The sequence below is a fragment of the Insolitispirillum peregrinum genome, assembly GCF_900156605.1.
Classification (GTDB): domain Bacteria; phylum Pseudomonadota; class Alphaproteobacteria; order Rhodospirillales; family Rhodospirillaceae; genus Insolitispirillum; species Insolitispirillum peregrinum.
The window spans coordinates 1-16430 of sequence record NZ_FTOA01000006.1; the positions used below are offsets into that span (position 1 = coordinate 1).

Consider the following 16430-nt stretch of genomic DNA (forward strand, 5'->3'; position numbering starts at 1 on the left):
CCGGACGCCAAGGGCAGCGAAGCGTAAGCGAAGCAACATCTGGCCCCCGCAACCAAAATACCAAAAAGCCCCCCGGCTCACGCCAGGGGGCTTTTTGTATTTCCGCACCAACTCCCGGGATCAAAGGGCCCTGCGGCCCTTTGCGGGCGCGGGCAGAGCCCGCACGTCCTTCAAGCACCACCCTCTCCACGTGGCTTGATCCTGAACCACATGGCATAGAGCGCGGGCAGGAACAGCAGGATCAGCGCAGTTCCCGCTGCTGTCCCGCCAATCAGGGTATAGGCCATCGACCCCCAGAAAACGGAATGCGTCAGGGGAATGAAGGCCAGAACCGCAGCAAGCGCGGTCAGGATCACCGGCCTTGTCCGCTGTACGGTGGCTTCAACGACAGCGTGGTAAGCATCCAGACCGGCGGCACGGTTTTCCTTGATCTGCTCGGTCAGGATCAGGGTGTTGCGCATCAGGATGCCCGCCAGCCCGATCAGGCCCAGAATTGCGTTAAAGCCAAAGGGCTGGTTGAAGACCAGCAAGGCAGGGACAACGCCGACAAGGCCGAGCGGTGCGGTCAGCATGACCATGGCCATCATCGAAAAAGACCGAACCTGCAGCATGATGATGATCAGGGTGGCGGCGATCATCACCGGAAAGACCTTGGCCAGCGCGGCGTTCGCTTTGCCTGCCTCCTCGATGGAGCCGCCCATTTCGATGCGATAGCCAGCGGGAAGGGATGCGATGAGCGGCTGAAGAGCCTTGAGAACCTCCTTGGAGACCTCGGGCGGCTGGGTTTGTTCGTTGATATCCGACCGAACGGTGATGGTGGGGATACGGTCACGGCGTTTCATGACCGGCTCTTCCAGACGTATTTCGGAATGGCCGATCTGATCGAGCGGTATCGAGCGACCATCCCGGCTGATCAGCGAAAAGCTGGCAAGCTGCGCCGGGTCCAGACGTTCGCTCCCTGCGCTGCGCGCCACGACGGCAACATTGCGGATGTCTTCGCGGACCTGAGTGACCGGAAGGCCAGAGAGGAGGAACTGAAGCTGCTGGCCAACCTCTGCCGGAGACAGGCCGATGAGGTTTAAACGATCCTGATCCGGGATAAAGCGGAGGATTGGCGTCCGGTTTCCCCAATCCCGATTGGCTTCACGCACGTCCGGCACCGTCCGCATGATGTCGAGGGCTTTTTGGGACAGGCTATAGAGGTGTTCGGGATCAGGCCCCATAACCCGGAATTCAACCGGGAAGGGGGAGGGCGGACCAAAGACGAATTGCGTTGCCCGGACGTAGGCCTCGGGGGCCAGACCGTGGACCACCGCCTCCCGGAGATTGTGCTTCAGGGTGTCACGGGCCTTGGCGTCGGGGGTGAGAACGACGATCTTGGCAAAGGCGGGGTCTGGCAGCTCTGGGGCCAGTGCCAGATAAAAGCGTGGTGCGCCCTGACCGATATAGCTGGTGACAATTTGAGCCTCGGGCTGCTGCGCAAGCCACTGCTCGATTTTCTCCACGGCAGTGGTGGTTGCTGCGATGCTGGAGCCTTCGGGCAGGCGGACTTCCACCAGAACTTCCGGGCGGTCAGAGGTGGGGAAGAACTGCTGCTTGGTACCCCCCATGCCGATGACCGACGCGGCAAACAGCAGAGCGACGATGGCGCAGGTCAGGACTTTGTGGCGCACGGCAAAGCCGATCAGCCGCCGGAGCCGCCGGTAGTTGGGGGTGTCGTAAATTGCGGCGTGACCGCCAGCGACCGGCTGGATGGCGGGCAGCATCTTGACCCCGAGGTAAGGGGTAAAGATCACTGCGACCAGCCAGGACACGATCAGGGCAAAGCCTACGATCCAGAAAATATTGCCCGCATATTCGCCCGCGGTCGAAGAGGCGAAGCCGACCGGCAGGAAGCCTGCAATCGTCACCAGAGTCCCGGACAGCATCGGGGCGGCGGTATGGCTCCACGCATAGGCGGCGGCCTTGATGCGGTCCATGCCTTCTTCCATTTTGACCACCATCACTTCGATGGCGATGATGGCATCATCGACCAGCAGACCGAGCGCCAGAATCAGGGCACCAAGCGTGATGCGGTCGAAGAAGCGGCCGGTTTCCAGCATGATCAGAAAGACGACAGCCAGCGTCAAGGGAACCGCCGCCGCCACCACAATGCCGACCCGCCACCCGAGACTGACGAGGCTGACCAGCAGCACCACCCCGAGGGCCATGGCGAATTTCATCATGAACTCGTCAACGGCATGGGTAATGTTGACCGCCTGATCGGTCACTTTGGCGAGCGTCATTCCCAACGGGAGCGTTGTGGCGATGGCGGCGGTTTTGTCCTCCAGCGCCGTGCCGAGCGCCAGACCGTTCCAGCCTTCCTGCATGACGGCGGCGAGCATGATGGCGGGCTTGCCCTGGTGCCGGATCAAAAAGGTCGGGGGATCTTCATAGCCCCGGCGAATGTCGGCGATGTCGGAGAGTTTCAGCATGCGCCCCTGAGCGGCGATCGGCGTGTCGGCGATGGAGGCAACACTGTCATAGGCTCCGTCAATCCGCAGGATGACATGCGGCCCACGGGTATCGACCGAACCCGCCGGAGTGATGCTGTTCTGGCGTTGCAAGGCGACAACAATGTCCTGTGCCGAAACGCCAAGAGTGGCCAGTTTGCGGTATGAAAACTCGACGAAAATCTGTTCGGGGCGCTCGCCCAGAATGTTGATCTTTTTGACGCCGGGCACATGCAGCAGGTCCTGCCGGATCACTTCGGCGTGGCGGACCAGCTCGTGCATGGGCATGCCGTCGGCCTTCAGGGCATAAAGAGCGAAGCTGACGTCCGAATATTCGTCGTTCACAAACGGACCAAAGACACCAGGGGGCAGGTTTCTGGCTTCGTCTCCCAGTTTTTTCCGCGCCTGATAGAATTCCTCCTGCACATCCTTGGGCGGCGTGCTGTCTTTCAGCGCCAAAGTCATCAGCGCCAAACCGGGGCGGGTGGTGGTATCGACCCGATCATACCAGGCCAGTTCCTGCAGGCGCTTTTCCAGCGGCTCGGCGACGAGTTCCTGCATTTCGCGCGCGGTTGCACCCGGCCAGACGGCGGTCACCGTCAGGTTTTTGATGGTGAATTTCGGGTCTTCTGCCCGCCCGAGGTTGACGAAGGCATAGGCTCCGGCGGCCACCATCAACAGGATGAAGAACAGGGTGACCGCTCGCTCGCGGACGGCCAGCGCCGAAAGATTGAAGCTCATCAGTTGTCTCCGCCTTCGGCGGCTGTTCTGACGCGCGCCCCGTCCTGCAGCAGATGGGCTCCGAGTGCGACAACCTGATGGCCTGAACCCAGGCCGGAAATGATGGCGGCCTCGCTGGTCAGCCGGAGCACCGTGACGGGCTGGAACCGCACGGTCGAGGTTGAGCGGTCCAGAACCCAGACACCGGTTTTATGACCATCATCGAGCACGGCTCCGACGGGGACGCGGACCTCTTCCTGTGGCCCGTTCTGGTCCGCAAGCTGGATGGTCACCGTGGCCCCCAGTGGCGCCGACGCGGCCACACCGTCGAGCACGTAACGGGCTTCATAGGTGCGGGTTTGTGGATCGGCGGAGTCTGACAGTTGGCGGAGTTGTGCCGTGTACTGGTTCTGGTCGTCCCCGTAGATGCTGGCCTGCGCCATCGACCCAATCGCCGGGCGGATCGTTTCGGGCAAGGTAACGACCGCTTCGCGGGGGCCAGCCTGAGCGATTTGCACCACCGTCTGACCCGCGGCGACAACCTGCCCCGGCTCCCCGAAGGTATTGATGACGGTCCCGTCGCTCTCTGCGACCAGAACGGCATAGGTGGCTTCGTTTCCGGCAACCCGGGCTTCGGCTCCGGCGGCGGCGAGCTGTGCTCGTGCGGCATCCAGTGCCGCCCGGACCTGCTCATAGCGTTGTTTTGGAGTCCATCCATTGCGCAGCAGGTCGGCATACCGCTGTTCATCGGCGACCAGTTGCACGACCGATGCGCGGGCGGCGGTGACCGCGTTGCGTTTGGCGGTGAGTGCCAGCAGCAGGTCGGTCTGATCGATCCGCAGCAACGGTTGCCCGGCCTTGACGTGTTCTCCGCTGTTGACGTACCGCTCGAGGATTTTGCCGGGAACGCGGAATCCGAGATTGCTGTGAACCCTGGCGGCGATGGTGCCGGTGAAGCTGCGCTGCTGCCCAGCGACGGTTTCTGCCGTTGCCAGTGCGACCAGCGGCGGGGCTTGTCGCGGGTCCGCTGTCGCAGCGGAGTCCGGCGCGGGGCCGGACAGCGTGGCAAAGGCCGCCGTCCCTGACACCGCGATCAGCAGGCCGCCCAGCATAACGGCGTGTCTTTTTTTGATGTTCATGCCATCGCCTCGTTGGAAATAGATTGCGTTCGAAATCTATGTAGGCTAAATAGATGTCGAACGCAATCTAAAAAGGAGGCCAACGATGCGCGTCAGTCGCACTCAGGCAGAGGAAAACCGTCAGGCGGTGATCAATGCGGCAAGCCGCCTGTTCCGGGAGCGAGGCTTTGATGGCATTGGCCTCAAGGACTTGATGAAGGGGGCCGGTCTCACGCAGGGGGCGTTTTACAAGCAGTTCGAGTCAAAGAATGATCTGGTGGCGCAGGCGTCCCGGCGGGCTCTGGAATGCACCCTTCAGCGATGGGAAGAGGCCGCCGCCAGCAATCCACAAGACCCGCTGGAGGCTGTGCTCGGTTTTTACCTCAGCATGGGGCATCGCGGGGAACCGATGGACGGTTGCCCGGTGGTTGCGCTCGGCTCGGACGTTGCCCGGCAGGATGCCGATGTGAAAGCAGCCTTTGAAGCCGGGATCGGGACATATCTCGACATGCTCGCCGGATGGATTGGCGAGGGTGACAGTGATCAGCCCAGTGGACGGGCGATGGCGATCCTGTCGACGATGGTCGGCGCGCTGCTGCTGTCGCGGGCGGTGAATGACGAGCAGCTCTCCGGGGATTTCCTGCGCGCCGCCGCCGATCAAATCCGGGCAAGCGCACACCAGCACAAGAAAGAGATGAAATGATGAACACTCCCCGGTCTGACATCGCCCTGGTGACAGGGGCTTCCTCCGGCATTGGCTATGCCGCGGCCCACGCCCTGCGGACTGCCGGATATCGCGTCTTTGGCACCAGCCGTCGTCCGGGAGCCAAGGGGCCCGATGGCGTCACCATGTTGGCCTGCGACGTGACCGATGATGTATCGGTGGCACAGTTGGTTGAACAGGTGCTGCGCGAGGGAGGCCGGATTGACCTGCTGGTCAACAATGCGGGCATTGGCTTGTTCGGTGGCGCGGAAGAGTCTTCGGTACCGCAGGTCCAGTCCCTGTTCGACGTCAACGTGTTTGGGGTCATCCGCATGACCAATGCCGTGCTGCCGGGGATGCGCCATCGCGGGGCAGGCCGGATCATCAATCTGAGTTCCGCCTATGGATTCATTCCGGCACCCTGTTTCGCTCTGTATGCGGCGACCAAGCATGCGGTGGAGGGCTATTCCCAGTCGCTGGACCATGAACTGCGTGCGTTCGGGGTTCGGGTGATGGTGGTGCAGCCAACCTATACCCGGACCGCCTTCGATGACAATCTGGTGACGCCGGATCGCCTGCTGGGGGCGTATGACGCAGTCCGGGGGAGCATGAAACAGGTGGCGGCAGAAGCCTTGCAGCAGGGCGATACGCCTGAAATCGTTGCGGCAACCATCCTGAAGGCCGCAACGGACAAGGCACCAAAGCTGCGCTATCCCGCCGGGAAACTGGCGCGGAGGGTCAGCCTGTTGCGCCGCTTTGTTCCCGAGGCCGGGTTTGATCGCAGCCTGCGCAAGATGCTTCGGTTGCCGGTTTGACCGGAATGCGGCCCGGTTTTGTGGAGGGATGGACAGCATGAGTACCGTTTCCCCACGGGAAGGCGTGGGGGCCTTGGCTTCGGTCCGACAGGTGCCGCCCGGCATTCTCGCCGGGGCGATCATCCCGACGATGATGGGGGGGGCCAAGATTCTGGAGCAGAACCAGCTCAGCACTACCAAGCAGTATTGCCACCCATAGAATGACCAGTAGGTGAAGATTGCGGAGCAGGTGGTGATGATGGCGGGGGAGTAAGGGGTGAGGCTAACGGTGGATGCCCCCACGGCTGGGAGGGCTGTGGGGACATCCACTTTATCCGGGCAAGTCCGAAATGCCTATTTAAGAATATATTTTTAAATTCACTCTTTCCGTGTATCTCTTGCATTGAGATAAATGCACATAATTCGACAAATTATGGAAGATAAAATACATATTTTAGGAATATGAAATAAAAATATATAATAAAATCAAATCGATAAAGAAATATATGATTTGGCACAATATGTGCTTTCCATTTATAGGGAGCCTGCCTAGGAGATGTAAATGGCTATTGAAAACTACCTTTCTCTACCACGCTGCGACAATCCATTGCGTATTCTCAAAGAGGTTCACGCACAGCTTGAGCCTTATCGCCAATACCTTGAACGGGCAGAAAAGGCGTTTCACGCAGCGGCTCTTTCTATTGGCTGGCGACAGCCTACTGATGATGAGCTCGTCGACCTCAAAGAACGCCGGGACCAACGGGGCAAAGAGCTCTCTTCTAGTCAAGGAAAGCAGCGGAGGCGTGATCGCAAGGTCACCCATGTAATCCCAGTTGGTCATTGGATCATGCTGGAAAGCATATCCAGCAAGCCCGAAGAAGATCAGGTCTTTGACGCCTTCTTGGACGCCATGGAGATCTATGATTGCCCCGCTGAAGGCACCCGCTGGCCCCGGGAGCGCAGCATCTCAGTTGAAGACCGTGATGTGGAAATGCAGGCCGTCTTGCTTTCTAGGATTCCGGGTACGCAGAGACACTCAACAAGTGATCCAAAAGGCATGGAGGAGGAGCAGAAAGAAGTAAATGAAAGAGTCCTCTATCTCCGTCCTGATACTTATTCTTTGAGGCGTAAGAAAGAAGCAATCTCTGAGTTAAAAGATCGCCCGACAGCCGAGCGGGAAGCGCTCATCAACCTTGCCAATTCATACGCTGCGTGGCCCGTGGTCCACCCACATGAGGTTGGGCAATGGGTATTCCTGACTGATCCCGCACGAAGTGGGGCTGAGGAGCAGCGGGACTTTGTCCAGATCGCCCTGAAGAGCCCTGATTTTGCACTGTTGCAAGGTCCCCCCGGATCGGGAAAGACGACTGCCATCTGTGAATTGATTTGCCAATTAGCCCGCCAAGGAAAACGCGTCTTGTTGGTCGCCTCTACCCATGTCGCGGTTGATAATGTCCTGGAAAAAATCATGGAGTGGCAAGACGTGGCAGGCGAAAAGCTTGTCATGCCAATCCGTATTGGCACGGACAACCGGGTGTCGTCAGATGCGGTAAAACCGTGGATTTTGCATCGGGTTGTGTCCAGTTGGTGTGAGGAGCTTAAGGATTTTCTCGACAATCCGGTTAGCTCGACACCGCGCGGCGACGCATCCCGAAACATCCTGCACCCGTCTGTACAAAAGGGGGCCGATGATTTCCAGAATTTGCTGCTTGAGTCCTCAAACCTGGTTTGCGGTACGACCATCGGCATTCTTCAGCATCCAGCCATTAAAGAGGGCCAAAGGCTCACCCCCTTTGATGTCATGATCATCGACGAAGCGTCGAAGACAACCTTGCCCGAGTTTTTGGTTCCCGCCCTGCACGCCAAGCGGTGGGTCATTGTTGGGGATCGTCGCCAGCTTTCCCCCTATGTTGAAGAACAAGAACTGAGAACCAACCTCACTGGCATCTGTCACGGCACCAAGGCCGATCGCCTTTTGAGCGCCTTTCTGGCCAGTAGACGAACGCCTCAATTTTCTTTGCTCGCGGTTGACAATGACCAAGACGGCAAGCGGATCGCGGACGAAGCGCGTGCCCGTGAATTGGTCTCGGTGAACCTTGATAACCCCGATGAGCACCAATCGATCCCATTCGCCTCTTTGTTTTATGGTTGTCCAGAAACCATCGAAGCTTTGCAAACACAGGTGCCCGGCGATCTTGAGCATCTTATTGGCTGCGAAGGTCTATCCCTCGATGACTGGCGGGCACGCCGCAAAGCATATTTGGGGCCGCCGAGTGGGGAAAATCAAAGTCAGACGGACCGTAATAACTGGGCTGAAGAAGTCGCTTGGCGATTGATCCGGGTTCATGAGCTTCGTGAGAATGTTCAAGAAGCTGAGCCGTATCATAGCGATCTTGCTGCCCTTTTGCCTGCGAATTCAACTGAACGGAATGAGCTGGAACGTGCCCTTGATCGCCTAAGGAGGGTTTCTTTGCCCTCTGTCTTGGAGATCTTTCAGCATGGGGCTGGCTCGCTAGGATGGAAGCAAAAGACGGTTCTCACCGATGGCCTTCCTCCTAAGACGTTGAGCGAACGGCTTGTGTCGCTCTCTTTTCAACATCGCATGCATCCTGCTATTTCGGCCTTCCCGCGCGAGCGCTTTTATGCCAGCGAGGGGCTGCTTCGAGATGCGACGGGCATGGAGGCCGCACGTCAATGGGATTTTCCGCGCTATAAGCACCGAGCCCTCTGGCTAAACGTTCCCCGCAAATCGGCCAGGGAAAACGTTTGTCTGGAAGAAGTAGAAACGGTGATCAGCGAACTCAGGTATTTCGCTGATTGGGCTCGAAGCTCTGGCAAACCAAACAGTGCGCAAGACCAACCGTGGGAGGTGGCTATTCTTACCTTTTATCGCCCCCAAGAGCGCAAGCTGAGAGAAAGGCTACAGCGCCTGTGCAGGCAACATGGCCGAACCAGTTCATTTACGCTGGGTGATGGGGATCGTATTTGGGTGCGCATAACCCTGGCAACGGTAGACCGTTATCAAGGGCAGGAAGCCGATTTGGTCCTGCTGTCGTTCGTAAAAAGTGGTTCAGCAGGGTTTTTAAATAGCCCCAACCGCCTCAACGTCGCTTTGACGCGGGCACGGTATCAAATGGTTTTAATTGGGGATCGCAGTTGGATGGCCTCGAAGTATTGCCGCTCTGAGCTTCTGAGAGATTTAGCGACTTCGCCGCACTATCACCACGCCATTGGGTGGGAGACTAAACGATGATTACCCTGAAGCGCATTGTCCAAGTGCAGTCTTTCGAATGCAGCGCCACCGTTGCGGTTGAGCAAGAATCTGCTGCCTTTCAATGTTTGGCGCAGCTGGCGGCCGATTTTGAGGGATGTATTACGCCGCAGCTAGTCCAGAAGGAATTATATGCTCCTTTGCCTCTGCATGCCTGTCAGCTCGCCATAAAGCGCTGTGTCGATTTGAAAATGTTTGACTGGATCGACCAACAACAGCATATCGCCCAGTTGACCGACCTTGGCGAAGTGATGGTTAAAAACAGCCGTATCCTGATACCACAACAGGACCTCTGGCGGTTTTATCTGGTGGACGATCCACTTGTCCCAAATCCCTTGGTTCATCTGGAGTGGGTTAAGGCTGAGCCTGCCCATCATGTCGTCTCTAAGGAAAAAAAGGGTGAGAAGATATCAGGGGCCGGTGATGCAACCCCAGCTTTGCTCAAGGACTTGGTCGATGGGCAGCCGTCGCGCTCATTGGCTGATCGCACGTTACGGCAGGTCCGAGACGTTTCCGCAAAAGGGAAAATACACAAGAGCGGCACCCTGGAGCTACGCTTAGATTGGGCACCTGAAAGCCAACCACGTGTCAGTTTGTCAGGGACGTTGCAGGATACAAAAAAAATTGCCCTGGACCAGGCAATGACTGGCTCGCTACTTCCGGATTGGACCTATGAAGATCTATGGATAGAGCTTGCTGCTGCGGCATCGGATAGCTTGATCGAAGACATCTGGATGATCAGGGAGAGATTTGGCCATTTGGCCATTCCTGGATGGTTTGACACGCTCGACAGCCAAGAGCGCAAGTCGTTTGAGAAAACCCTTGAAACCCCAGAAATCGGGCTGGAGAGTATTGGGATTTTTGCCCCTTCAATGCTCCAACAGGTTTCTTTATTTCCCGGAAACGAGACCGAGGCCCAACGCTGGTGCGAGTGGTTGCAGTTTGAGCAAGTCACCAACTACGTGACGCCAGATCAGTTGCGGGATCAAGCGCAAAAGGTGCTGGGCAAGTTTCCCTTCCACCGCCCTCAAGCGCTGGAACCAGATGCCATGCTGGCCCAAGCCTTGAGCCGCACTAATGACCCTGCGATGCGACACATCCTCGCCCCGGCAGACCTTGGGCTTTGGAGTTAACCGATGATTAGTCCTATTTCCCGCCAATATACGCTTGATCTTACTTCCGAACCACTGGGGCCAGGGTGGCTACGCCGTTCAGAAGCGCGCCCTGAGTCTAACGAGGCCCCGGCGGACGGGCTGTGGAGAACTGGCCCTGAAGGCCGCTTTCGCAGCGCAATGATTGCTGCCTTGGATGGCGCGCAGGAGTTGGTTCAGGGGTGCGCATTTTTGTTCGCGGATAAGCAACTTTCCGATGCTCTGCTGCGTGCGGCAGATCGTGGTGTCCGCGTTTACCTTTTGACCGCTTCTGAACAAAGGATCGGGAAGCACCTGCAGGACGATCAAGATTTTGATCGGCGCATGGCTGACGAGCATAAGCAGCTGTTGGATCGTTTGGCGGGGAAGGTGCTTGTTCGTTCAGCCGAGCATCTGCATGCCAAATTTTTGCTCATTGATTCCCCTCGTCCATCGGTGGCGACAGGTTTTGTTTCTACGGCAAACTTTAACCGTGCCTTAGATGAAAATATTGAGTTGGGCATTCGCTTGGACGGCAACGAAGCAGTTCTGTTAGCGCTTTATTTCAACTGGGTTTTTTGGTGCGAAGCAGAACGTGAATTGATTGGAAAAGGGCGTTTGATGCCAGTTTCGTCACCACCGGCACAGCCCCAAGATCCTTATGGTGCCAGTCAGCCCCTAGGGCAATTCGTCGTTGCGACCTTGCGCGCTAGCCAAGGACTGAGGGCGTCTGTTCTGCGGCTGATTAGCCAGGCAAAGGATGAAATCTTGCTCGCGTCCTATGGCATTGAGCTGGATCATGCTGCAACGCAGGCTCTGCTTAAAGCGTTGCAGTCTGGTGTTGCTGTGACCATTCTGACGCGGCCCCGACCCGCTGTTTCCGCTGCTCTGTCTGCTTTTGCAAAAGCTGGGGCGCGTATTGTTGGACATGACAAACTTCATGCCAAAGCTCTGGTTGCTGATCAGCAGGCTTTGGTGATGTCTGCTAACTTGGAAAGCGGCGGGCTTGATACGGGGTTTGAGGTTGGAGTTCTCTGCTCTGGAAAACGCACCGAGGAAGTCAGAGATACCCTGCTGCAATGGATTGAGGCCGCTCCGTGGCAGTTTCGGCACGATGCCACGCGTGGTGACCATTTGGGGGATTTTTTGCCTGCGGAAAAAGGTCTGCGCGATGGGGTGGAAAAGGTTATTCCCTTGACGACCCAGCGCTGTGGTTCGCTGGTCGCGCCTGATGCGTTACGGCTAGAAGCTGCGCCACGGCCGCGGTTGGAGCCTGCTCCCCCACGGGGTGAACTGCCTCAACAGGTTACATTTCATTGGGAGGTAGAGCCGCCACGGCTCCCCAGGCAGGCGAGGCTCCGTAAAGCCAAGGCGAAGCTAGACCAGAGCAACGCCAGAAAGGGCGATAAGATGATCGAAGTCTTGGAAAGCACGCCCGAAATCTATGATCATGGTGGGAAGGTTTATGTCCTGGTCAAAGGCTCGGCCGATATTGTCGAGGCTGAGCGCTTAGCCGCAAAGCTTTCTGCCATCGTGGTGGTGCAATGAGTCTACAGTCCGAGAACAAAGCCCGTGCTGTATTGGTCAGCTGGATCAGCGTCAATCACCGCGCAGGCCCCTTTATCCCAGCCCTGAAGGATCAGAGGAAGGTCTTGGGGGCCCCCATCCAAGAGCTATATCTGTGTTATCGCGATGCTCCTGGAGAGGAGGGGAACCGAGAGCGAGAGGCACTGGAGGAGACGGTGAAGACCCTTCGACAGGAGCTAACGCCGCATTGCCCGAAAATTCATCGCCGTCCTTGGAAAACATCGGCAACCCCGACTGATCATGATGAGATCCGTAAATTTGCAGAACGCGTACTTACCTTTGTGCGGCAAAGCCATCCTAACGATGTGATGGTGATACACCTATCACCGGGAACCCCCGCGATGCATGCGGTTTGGTTGGCGCTTGGCTCAACGGGGTTTGCTTCTGGGCCAGTTAAGTTAATTCAGACATCGGATCAACGGGCGTTGAGCAGCGGGAAACCTCCTCTACAGGTGGTGGACTTTCGGCTTGATACTGTTTTGAGGCGATATGCAGCAGCGCGGCCCTATGTCACCGAGGATGCCGATAGTGGGCAAGTGTGGGACCTTACGCAGATCCAAAGTCAGGCCCTTAAAAGTACCCTTGAAAAGCTGCGTAAGTGGGCCCCACTGAGAGTTCCCGTATTGTTGTTGGGGGAACGTGGCAGTGGGAAGACGACCTTGGCAAACTATCTGCGCGCAGAAAGCCCATTCCAAAAGCTCAAAGGAGAGAGTTGGCCTTCTGTGGTATGTGGTCAATTTCGAACGACACCCCAGCTTGCTCGCTCAGAGCTATTCGGGCACGTCAAGGGGGCCTTTTCAGGGGCAGAAAAACAGCGGACCGGCTTGTTAGAAAAAGCCGATGGAGACACGGTCTTTTTTGATGAGATCGCTGACATTGATCACGATACGCAGCGGCTTTTGATCGCCGCCTTAGAGGGGCGTGGCTTTTATCCGTTGGGGGGAGAACAGTTGGTTCGATCAAAGTTCCGTGTGATCTGTGCGACCAATCGGACCTTAGAAGAACTCACGACAACCCTGTTGGACCGAGATTTTTTTGATAGGATCAATAGCGTTGTTATTCAGGTTCCTGCTTTGCGTGATTGCACAGCAGATATCCCCTTGGCCTGGAGGGCAGTCCTGTCGCAAGCTACACAGATTGCCTCAATACAGCCAAGAGAATGGGAGCGTTTTAGAGATCACCCTGAGGTGTTGAGGCATCTTATGGGGCACCGATTGCCAGGAAATTTTCGTGACTTGCAGCGGGTCGCGCTCCACTTGCTGGCCGAGTTGAACTATGGAAGCTCGGATGCTGAGGCAATTGGTAATGCTCTGTCATGCCTGGACGTTGATAGCGGGGGTGTGGGTAGTGAAAATATCTTCACCCCAAGCCTTCCGGCAGATTTTCCTTCGGTCTTGGCTCAATTCGAGCGGAAGTGGCTTGAGGCTGCGATGAAAGAGGCGAATGGAAATGTATCTAAAGCAGCAAGATTGCTTGGTATGAAGCGCGAGAATTTTAACAACAGAATAAAAAAATACAATACATTATAATTATAAATTAATTTTTATTTTACGAGTATTAAAATAAATAAGATTAATAGCTATTGTATTTATAATAATTTTTTTGAAAATATATTAATTCTTCTTTCAATTCGATATCATTTATTTATAAAATTTCTTCTTATGGTGAGTGATCTTATTGCCCGCATGGTTTCCTTTTATTATTGCGATTGCCAAAGTGTTCAAAGTTTTGGCTCCTGACAGCAAGCGTTAACCGTCCCCGTTCTATTTCCTGGAAATGCAGTAAGCGTCGATTAAATGACTAATGCCCTTCTGTGGAAAGTCAAATGCTGATGCCTAGATTTCGTCACCTCCCCCCCCCCAACGCAAACAAAAAGCCCGATCTTTCGATCGGGCTTTCGGAAGGCTTTGGTGAGCCTTCAAAATTGGTGGGCACACAAGGACTCGAACCTTGGACCCGCTGATTAAGAGTCAGCTGCTCTACCAACTGAGCTATGTGCCCCCAGTGGGGAGGCCGCTTTATAGGCGGTTTGGCACCCCCCGGCAAGAGGAAAAATCATCGGGGATGACTTTTTTCTGTCACAGGGGATAAACGACCTCCCTCTCCACTCTCCTACAGGGTGGCGCGGCGGTGGAAGCCTGCCGGGACGTCTTCGTGCGGGGCGGGGGTGGCGATGACGGCGGTCACGCGGGCGTCGGTCGGGCCGTCGTGGCAGGCGGTGACCATCTGCTCGACCACTGCCGCCGGGCCTTTCAGGACGGCTTCGACGGTGCCGTCCTGACGGTTGCGCACCCAGCCATCCAGCCCGAGCGCAGCGGCGGCTTTCTCGGTCCAGGCGCGATACCAGACGCCCTGAACCTTGCCTTCGATCCTGAGGTGAACGGTGACGATCTGACCATGGCCTGACACGGGAATGCTCCTGACAGCAATAAGAGGGGGAGCCAGCTAACCGCTTTTTTCCCTTACCGTCTTGTGCAGATTAGGGATGCCTGTTCTGCTCACCAACAGTACGGCCTCCGCTCCCCAGCGGCCAAAAGAAAAACGGGACCGGTGGATCTCTCCCCCGGTCCCGTCTGAAGTCTCATAAACGGGAAAGCCCCGCCGTGGCTTATTCGAACTCGATGATGATCTGGTCAACGGCCAGCGAGCCACCGGCGGCAGCGTGAACTTTCTTCACCTTGCCATCCTGTTCGGCGCGCAGGACGTTTTCCATCTTCATCGCTTCGACCACTGCCAGCTTTTCACCGGCCTTGATCTCCTGACCATCGACGACATCGACCGAGACCAACAGGCCCGGCATCGGCGACAGCAGATAGCGCGACATGTCGGGCGGCAGCTTGACCGGCATCAGCTTGTCGAGCTGGGCGGCACGCGGCTCCAGCACCTTGACGTCGGCAGCCGAGCCCTGATGGAACAACTGATAGCCGATGCCCTTTTTGGCCCGGTCCACCTGCACCACGCTCACCTGACCATTGATGGTCCCGACCCACAGCGGCTGGCCGAAAATCCAGTCGCTTTCGACGGTGTGGCTGGCGGTTTCGGTTTTCACCGTCCACTGACCGTCCTTGGCATCATAGCTGATGCTGACCGGGTGATAGACGTCATCACCGAACTTCACCACATAGTCGGCACCGACCTGACGGCCATGGCCGCTCATCTGGTTGGAGATCTGCGCGGCGCGGACCTGTTCCAGATGGTTGATGGTGGCGGCGACACAGACCAGCACCGTCGGGTCTTCCGGCGGCAGGTCGGTGGCGTTGAAGCCGTCCTTGTACTCTTCGGCGATGAAGTTGGTGGTCAGGCGACCATCGACAAACCGCTGCTTGCCCAGCAGGGAGGCAAGGAACGGGATGTTGTGCGACACGCCACGGATATAGAACTGATCCAGCGCGGTGCGCATGTGCAGGATGGCTTCGTTGCGGTCCGCCCCATAGGTGATCAGCTTGGCGATCATCGGGTCGTAGAACATCGAAATTTCGCCGCCTTCATAGACGCCGGTATCGACACGCACGCTGTCGCTTTCGGCGGGCGGCAGGTAGCGCACCAGGCGGCCGGTGGACGGCAGGAAGTTGCGGTACGGGTCTTCGGCGTAAATGCGCGATTCCATCGCCCAGCCGGTGATGGTGACGTCGGACTGCTGCAGGGTCAGCTGTTGACCGGCGGCAATCTTGATCATCCATTCGACCAGATCGAGGCCTGTGATCAGTTCGGTGACCGGGTGTTCCACCTGGAGACGGGTGTTCATTTCCAGGAAATAGAAGTTCCGGTGGGCATCGACGATGAATTCCACCGTCCCGGCCGACTTGTACTGCACGGCCTTGGCCAGCGCGACGGCCTGTTCGCCCATCGCCTTGCGGGTGGCGTCGTCGAGGAACGGCGACGGCGCCTCTTCGATCACCTTCTGGTGGCGACGCTGGATCGAGCATTCGCGTTCGACCAGATACAGGCAGTTGTCGCCGTCGGACAGCACCTGGATTTCGATGTGGCGCGGCTGTTCAACGAACTTTTCGATGAACACGCGGTCGTCACCGAACGACGAGCGGGCTTCGGAGGTGGAGCGCTCGAAGCCGTCGCGGGCTTCGTCATCGTTCCACGCCACGCGCATGCCCTTGCCGCCGCCGCCCGCCGAGGCCTTGATCATCACCGGATAGCCGATCTGGCTGGCGATTTTCACCGCTTCGTCGGCGTCCTTGATGATCCCCATATAGCCGGGGACGGTCGACACACCGGCTTCGGCGGCCAGTTTCTTGGAGGTGATCTTGTCGCCCATGGCTTCGATGGCATAGGCATCGGGGCCGATGAAGGCAATCCCGGCCTTGGCCAGCGCTTCCTGGAACGCCTTGTTTTCCGACAGGAAGCCATAGCCCGGATGGACAGCTTCGGCGCCGGTGTCCTTGCAGGCCTGAACGATGCGTTCCATCACCAGATAGGACTGGGCGGTCGGGGCCGGGCCGATGAACACCGCTTCGTCGGCCATCTGCACATGCAGGGCTTCCCGGTCGGCTTCGGAATAGACCGCAACGGTCTTGATGCCCATTTTGCGCGCCGTCTTGATGACGCGGCAGGCGATTTCGCCTCGGTTGGCGATGAGGATTTTCTTGAACATGGTTGCCTT

11 protein-coding genes and 1 tRNA gene are annotated in these 16430 nt (G+C 57.4%); 7 read left to right on the forward strand and 5 right to left on the reverse strand.

The window, feature by feature from the left end:
* Positions 1–170: 170 nt before the first annotated feature.
* Both BW995_RS15510 and BW995_RS15515 read right to left on the reverse strand, forming a co-directional pair.
* Positions 171–3233: an efflux RND transporter permease subunit gene (locus BW995_RS15510; RefSeq protein WP_076401345.1), complete on the reverse strand. Its 3063-nt coding sequence runs from the start codon at positions 3231–3233 to the stop codon at positions 171–173.
* On the reverse strand, positions 3233–4351 hold the full coding sequence (locus BW995_RS15515) for an efflux RND transporter periplasmic adaptor subunit (protein ID WP_084194905.1): 1119 nt from the start codon (positions 4349–4351) through the stop codon (positions 3233–3235). The genes BW995_RS15510 and BW995_RS15515 overlap by 1 nt, the downstream gene beginning before the upstream one ends.
* 85 nt (positions 4352–4436) lie before the next feature.
* Here BW995_RS15515 and BW995_RS15520 point away from each other — a divergent pair, with 85 nt between their 5' ends.
* From BW995_RS15520 to BW995_RS15545, 7 genes are all read left to right on the forward strand, one after another.
* Positions 4437–5033 carry a TetR/AcrR family transcriptional regulator gene (locus tag BW995_RS15520; protein ID WP_076401346.1) on the forward strand — a complete coding sequence of 199 codons (597 nt, stop codon included), beginning with the start codon at positions 4437–4439 and terminating at the stop codon, positions 5031–5033.
* Entirely contained in the window at positions 5030–5848 is an 819-nt protein-coding gene (locus BW995_RS15525) for an oxidoreductase (RefSeq protein WP_175617096.1), read from the forward strand. Before BW995_RS15520 ends, BW995_RS15525 begins: the two co-directional genes overlap by 4 nt.
* Before the next feature lie 37 nt (positions 5849–5885).
* Positions 5886–6047 carry a hypothetical protein gene (locus BW995_RS20830; RefSeq protein ID WP_175617097.1) on the forward strand — a complete coding sequence of 54 codons (162 nt, stop codon included), beginning with the start codon at positions 5886–5888 and terminating at the stop codon, positions 6045–6047.
* A 342-nt stretch (positions 6048–6389) separates the two neighbouring features.
* On the forward strand, positions 6390–9080 hold the full coding sequence (locus tag BW995_RS15530) for a DEAD/DEAH box helicase family protein (protein WP_076401348.1): 2691 nt from the start codon (positions 6390–6392) through the stop codon (positions 9078–9080).
* Complete coding sequence (locus BW995_RS15535) at positions 9077–10231, forward strand: hypothetical protein (RefSeq protein WP_076401349.1); 1155 nt, start codon at positions 9077–9079, stop codon at positions 10229–10231. The genes BW995_RS15530 and BW995_RS15535 overlap by 4 nt, the downstream gene beginning before the upstream one ends.
* A gap of 3 nt (positions 10232–10234) precedes the next feature.
* The gene (locus BW995_RS15540; protein ID WP_217696114.1) at positions 10235–11776 is read left to right on the forward strand and encodes a phospholipase D-like domain-containing protein; all 1542 of its coding nucleotides are present in this window, start codon (positions 10235–10237) and stop codon (positions 11774–11776) included.
* A gap of 194 nt (positions 11777–11970) precedes the next feature.
* Complete coding sequence (locus BW995_RS15545; protein ID WP_175617098.1) at positions 11971–13344, forward strand: sigma-54-dependent transcriptional regulator; 1374 nt, start codon at positions 11971–11973, stop codon at positions 13342–13344.
* A gap of 396 nt (positions 13345–13740) precedes the next feature.
* Here BW995_RS15545 and BW995_RS15550 read toward each other — a convergent pair.
* The 3 genes from BW995_RS15550 to BW995_RS15560 all read right to left on the reverse strand — a co-directional run bounded on the left by BW995_RS15550 (position 13741) and on the right by BW995_RS15560 (position 16421).
* A tRNA-Lys gene (locus tag BW995_RS15550) sits at positions 13741–13816 on the reverse strand.
* A gap of 111 nt (positions 13817–13927) precedes the next feature.
* Complete coding sequence (locus BW995_RS15555) at positions 13928–14206, reverse strand: acylphosphatase (RefSeq protein WP_076401576.1); 279 nt, start codon at positions 14204–14206, stop codon at positions 13928–13930.
* A 217-nt stretch (positions 14207–14423) separates the two neighbouring features.
* Entirely contained in the window at positions 14424–16421 is a 1998-nt protein-coding gene (locus tag BW995_RS15560; protein WP_076401351.1) for an acetyl-CoA carboxylase biotin carboxylase subunit, read from the reverse strand.
* Positions 16422–16430 lie beyond the last annotated feature (9 nt).